Origin of the sequence: Mesorhizobium sp. (assembly GCF_004962925.1) — a bacterium.
Classification (GTDB): domain Bacteria; phylum Pseudomonadota; class Alphaproteobacteria; order Rhizobiales; family Rhizobiaceae; genus Mesorhizobium.
In genome coordinates this window covers 1-4,665 of record NZ_SUEO01000330.1, presented here as the reverse complement: position 1 = coordinate 4,665, position 4,665 = coordinate 1, and the positions used below count along the sequence as shown (strand labels likewise).

8 protein-coding genes are annotated in these 4,665 nt (G+C 63.3%); 3 read left to right on the top strand and 5 right to left on the bottom strand.

The features are described 5' to 3' along the window. Positions 1 to 292, top strand: a 292-nt coding sequence (locus tag E5W87_RS34165; RefSeq protein ID WP_292407966.1) for a Smr/MutS family protein, incomplete at its 5' end; no start/stop codon positions are given. Positions 293 to 302: 10 nt separating this feature from the next. Next, positions 303 to 671 carry a helix-turn-helix transcriptional regulator gene (locus tag E5W87_RS34160; protein WP_095485104.1) on the top strand — a complete coding sequence of 123 codons (369 nt, stop codon included), beginning with the start codon at positions 303 to 305 and terminating at the stop codon, positions 669 to 671. Positions 672 to 678: 7 nt separating this feature from the next. Here the strand turns inward: E5W87_RS34160 and E5W87_RS34155 are convergent, their stop codons facing one another. The 3 genes from E5W87_RS34155 to E5W87_RS34145 form a co-directional block, all read right to left on the bottom strand. Then, entirely contained in the window at positions 679 to 1,296 is a 618-nt protein-coding gene (locus tag E5W87_RS34155) for a transglutaminase-like cysteine peptidase (protein ID WP_292407964.1), read from the bottom strand. Between the two features lie 169 nt (positions 1,297 to 1,465). Beyond that, positions 1,466 to 2,743 (bottom strand): polyhydroxyalkanoate depolymerase, encoded by a 1,278-nt coding sequence (locus E5W87_RS34150; protein WP_292407962.1) that lies wholly within the window; start codon positions 2,741 to 2,743, stop codon positions 1,466 to 1,468. A gap of 270 nt (positions 2,744 to 3,013) precedes the next feature. Further along, positions 3,014 to 3,373 carry a septal ring lytic transglycosylase RlpA family protein gene (locus E5W87_RS34145; protein ID WP_292407960.1) on the bottom strand — a complete coding sequence of 120 codons (360 nt, stop codon included), beginning with the start codon at positions 3,371 to 3,373 and terminating at the stop codon, positions 3,014 to 3,016. Positions 3,374 to 3,656: 283 nt separating this feature from the next. Between E5W87_RS34145 and E5W87_RS34140 the strand changes: the two genes are divergently transcribed. Further along, a complete protein-coding gene (locus E5W87_RS34140; RefSeq protein WP_292407957.1) occupies positions 3,657 to 3,842 on the top strand; it encodes a hypothetical protein in 186 nt (61 codons plus the stop codon). Positions 3,843 to 4,027: 185 nt separating this feature from the next. Here E5W87_RS34140 and E5W87_RS34135 read toward each other — a convergent pair whose 3' ends face one another. Both E5W87_RS34135 and E5W87_RS34130 read right to left on the bottom strand, forming a co-directional pair. Beyond that, entirely contained in the window at positions 4,028 to 4,216 is a 189-nt protein-coding gene (locus E5W87_RS34135; protein ID WP_292407955.1) for a hypothetical protein, read from the bottom strand. Positions 4,217 to 4,233: 17 nt separating this feature from the next. Further along, positions 4,234 to 4,665, bottom strand: a 432-nt coding sequence (locus E5W87_RS34130) for an ABC transporter permease subunit (RefSeq protein WP_292407952.1), incomplete at its 5' end; no start/stop codon positions are given.

Here is a 4,665-nt window from a genome sequence, read left to right as displayed (position 1 = left end):
GGGTCGGCTGCCGATCGAAGGCCGCGTCGATCTGCATGGCCTGACCCAGGACGAAGCCTATTCGCTGCTGTTTTCCTTCCTGCACCGGGCGCACGCCGGCGGCATCCGTTATGTGCTGGTCATCACCGGCAAGGGCTCCTCGTCGGGCGGCGACGGCGTCTTGCGGCGCGCCGTGCCGGTTTGGCTGTCGACACCCGCATTCAGGCCGCTCGTCTCCAGCCACGATCATGCCGCCCGCAACCATGGCGGCTCGGGCGCGCTCTATGTCCGCCTGCGGCGGGCGCGCCCATGAGAACGAACTTGTGACGCCGTTCGGCGAAAAGCTTCGCGCACTGCGAAGCGAACGCGGCGTCAGCCAAAAGGCCATGGCCGAGGCGATCGGCGTCAGCGCCGCCTATCTGTCGGCGCTGGAGCATGGCCGTCGCGGCGCGCCGACCTGGACGCTGATCCAGAAGATCATCGGCTATTTCAATGTCATATGGGACGATGCGGAAGAGCTCGCGCGGCTGGCCGAGACCTCGCACCCGCGGGTGAAGCTCGATACGTCAGGCCTCAGCCCCGCCGCCACCGAGCTTGCCAATCTGTTGGCCGAAAACATCGAGAAACTCGACGAAGCGGAGCTTCGCCGCATCACCGCATCGATCCGCGCCGCTTTGAAGCAGCCAAAGTGATGGCCTGTTACTGGACCGCGCCGACCAGAACCTGCTGGCCATCACGAATCGAGACCCAGCGGCCGGTATTGTCGATCGCCTGCCGCTTGAGGAAGCGGTAGCCGGTCCGGTCCCACGCGCGGACCTTTCCGTCCAGATTGTCGAGGATGTAGTCGCCCTTGCTCGTGCGCACCGTCAGCACTGCATGGCCCTCGCCGTCGGGCTTGCGCACCACGGTCATCAGAAGATCGGCGTAGGACACGCCCATGCGGTTCAATTCGCGGCGCTTCTCCAGGACATAGTCCTCACAGTCGCCAACACCTTTGACCGGATAGGCCCAGACCTCGTCCTTGCCGTAGATGTCGAAGTCGCTTATCGGCTTGACGGCGGCGTTGACCCTGGCGTTGACGCTGAGCATCTTGCGCCAGAGCGAGCCGGTCATGGTGGCGGGGGCGAGATTGCCCGGGCGGATCGAGCATTCGGCCGGATTGGTCTTGCAGAAATCGTAATGGCCGATCGGCTGCGATGTCGCGCTGCCGGTTGTCATTGGCCCGGCCGCCGAGGCCGCCGTCGACCAGCCTGCCGCAAGTGCCAGCCCTGCCAGTGCGCACACGCGCAGCGTTCTCGCCATTGGTGAGGAAATCATTGTCCCCCTCGTCCCTTGTTGTTAACGAAACGTTAAGGGCGATTCACAGTCCCGTCAATTATACGAACGGCCAGATTTGCGACATGGTTACCGGCACGGCCGAAAACGCGGCTATTGTGCAACAGGTCGATTTGAGCGGCGGCCATCCGGGCCTCATAGGGCTACTGTCTTACTTTTTGGCGGTGCGGACCAGCTTCGGCTTCACGGCAACGCGGGTCTGGCGGCCATAGCTGGTGATGAAGTCGACAATGCGCGGCACGATTTCGGAGCGGAAGCGCGAGCCGTTGAAGACGCCGTAATGGCCGACCGCCGGCTGCATGTAATGAGCGTGCCTGTCTGCGGGAATGTTGACGCAGAGGTCGTGCGCGGCCTGGGTTTGGCCGAGGCCGGAAATGTCGTCGTTCTCGCCCTCGACGGTGAACAGGGCGACATTGCGGATCGCTGAGGGATCGATGGCCACGCCGCGATGCGTCATTTCGCCCTTGGGCAGAGCGTGGCGGACAAACACGGTGTCGACCGTCTGCAGGTAGAACTCCGCCGTCAGATCCATCACCGCCATATATTCGTCGTAGAAGTCGCGGTGCTTCTCGGCATTGTCGCCATCATGCTTCACCAGATGCATGAAAAAGTCCTTGTGGGCGATGATGTGGCGGTCGAGATTCATGCTCATGAAGCCCGAAAGCTGCAGGAAGCCGGGATAGACCTCACGGCCGAAGCCCGGCACCGGCCACGGCGCCTGCATGACGACGTTGTCGCGGAACCAGTCGATGCCCTTTTCCTCGGCCAGGAGATTGACCGCGGTCGGATTGCGGCGGGTATCGATTGGCCCGCCCATCAGCGTCATCGTCGAGGGAACGAACGGATCGCCGCGCGTTTCCATCAGCGCCACCGCCGCCAGCACCGGCACCGAAGGCTGGCACACCGCCATGACATGGGTGTCGGGGCCTAGCGCATGCAGCATGTCGACGATGTAGTCGATGTAGTCGTCGAGGTCGAAGCTGCCCTCGCTGAGCGGCACCATGCGTGCGTCGACCCAGTCGGTGATGTGCACGTCGGCATGGGGCAGCATGGCCTCGACCGTGCCGCGCAGCAACGTCGCATAGTGACCGGACATCGGCGCCACGATCAGCAGCTTCGGATCAGGCCGGCGGCCGGCGGGAACCGCCCGCTCGAAACGGAGCAGATTGCAGAACGGCCGCGACCACACCGTCTTTTCGGTGACCTCGACGCTTTTCCAGTCGACCACGGTCTTGGTCAGGCCGAATTGCGGCTTGCTGTAGCGGCGCGTGGTGCGCTCGAACAATTCGGCCGTTGCCGCGACGGAGCGGCCCCAGGACGTGTGCGAAAGCGGATTGAGCGGATTGGTGTAGAGCATCCGTACCGCATCGGCATAGAGGCGGGCCGGCTGCAGGGCGGCGTGGTTCAATTCGTAGAGCTGGTAGAACATCGAGAACCCCGCTGCTGCGACCAAAGGGACGACGGCAGCGCCGAGCCTTAGATGTCTCGCGCGGACGTTAACAACAAATTGCTGCGATGCAATACGTCAAGTGACCTGATTTATGCTCATCCTTTCGTCCAAGGCGTTGAAAATCGGCTATGAACGACGGGAGCCGGCTTATTGTGCAACTGCGAAGGCGCTGGGGAGAGCCTGGGCAATCGCGTCAGGCTTGCGGCCATCCGGCCGTGAGACCGGACAGCATATCTCAGACGCGTGGCATCACACGCGGGCCGTGCACACGGAGGTATGGCCCGAGCTGATGAAGCCAAGCCGGCTGGCGGCGCCCTTCGACAGGTCGATCACGCGTCCCTTGATGAACGGGCCGCGGTCGTTGATGCGCACGACGACGCTGCGGCCGTTGTTGCGGTTGGTGACCTTCAGCTTGGTGCCGAAAGGCAAAGTGCGGTGCGCGGCGGTCAGTGCCGACGGGTTCATCCGCTCGCCGGAAGCGGTCTTCGAGTGCAGTGCGTACCAGGAGGCGCGGCCGCATTGAGCGGCGGCAGGGGAGATCGATGCGCCGACCATCAGGCCAGCCGCGATCGTCGCCGCGACAAGCGCGGTCTGGTTGGATTTCTTCATTTGTGGGGAATTGGCTCCGTTGACAGACCGGAGCCGTTAGGGCCGAATGGGGCGCAAAATGCGGCAGCTATCTGGCGGTTCCATGGCAACGGCACAATTTTGGAGTCGGCGGGAAACACTTTGTCAGAGGTTTTGCGGCGTTGCCGCGCATCACTGATGGTCTTCGCCCCGATATCCGACGTCGATATACAAGCAGAGGCGAATGCGGTCGGGTTGCTTCCTTTTGCTTTGTCATAGCGGTCAAGGCTGAATTGACGATCGACTTGAGAAGGAAATTTCGGCGATGAGATTGATCAAGAATCTGCTTGCGTTGTTGGTGCTCGCCATCGGTGCGCTCTGGTCGCTGCAAGGCATCGGCCTCGTCGGCGGCAGCTTCATGACCGGCCAGTCGCAATGGCTCTATGTCGGTATCGTCGCCATGCTGGTCGGGCTGGTGGGATTGGTGTGGGCGAACCGTTCGCGCAGTTGAGCCAATGCATAGCGCTCAAAGCAAGCCCTCGGACTTGGACCGCGGTGCGCAGCGGTTTGGGGTGTCGCTGCTGACCAAGCGGTCGGTCAGGGAGACAGCCTCGGCGACGTCATGAGTGCCAGCACCGCACTGAACGTCTGGTTGCAGGGATCAGATCAGATGGCGCGAGCCGGGGTCGGCGCTATTCACTGTGACCAATACTGCCAGGCCCAGTAGAAGCTTTCGTCGCGCGGCGGCAGGCGGTTGCGCTCGGCGTCCAATCGGACGGGGACTGGCGATCTGGGCTCGTCCTCGGCCGCCTGACTGTCCCTGGCCTGGATCAGGCGAAGCCGGCTGCCAAGAAAGGCAAACAGCGTTGCGGTGGAATGGTCCATCACTGTCTCTCCTTTCTTCACTCCCGTCCTGCCCAAGGAACGAGCGCGCGCTCGAGCCTGCGGATGATGAATTCAAGCACGAAGGCGATGGCAGCGATCACCAGGATACCCATCACCACCACGTCGGTGACGAGGAACTGGGCGGCCGACTGGATCATGAAGCCAAGCCCGCGCGTCGCCGCCACCAACTCGGCGGCGACCAGCGTCGACCAGCCGGCGCCAAGCGCGATGCGCAGGCCGGTCAGGATCGAGGGCAGAGCGCTAGGCAGGATCACATGCCGTATGACCTGCGCCCGCGTCGCGCCAAGCGAGCGGGCCGCGTTGACGCGTTCCTGCGAGACGCCGCGAACGCCCGAAGCCGTCGACAGCGCGACCGGTGCCAGCATGGCGATGGCGATCACCAGGATCTTCGACGGCTCGCCGATGCCGAACCAGATGATGACCAGGGG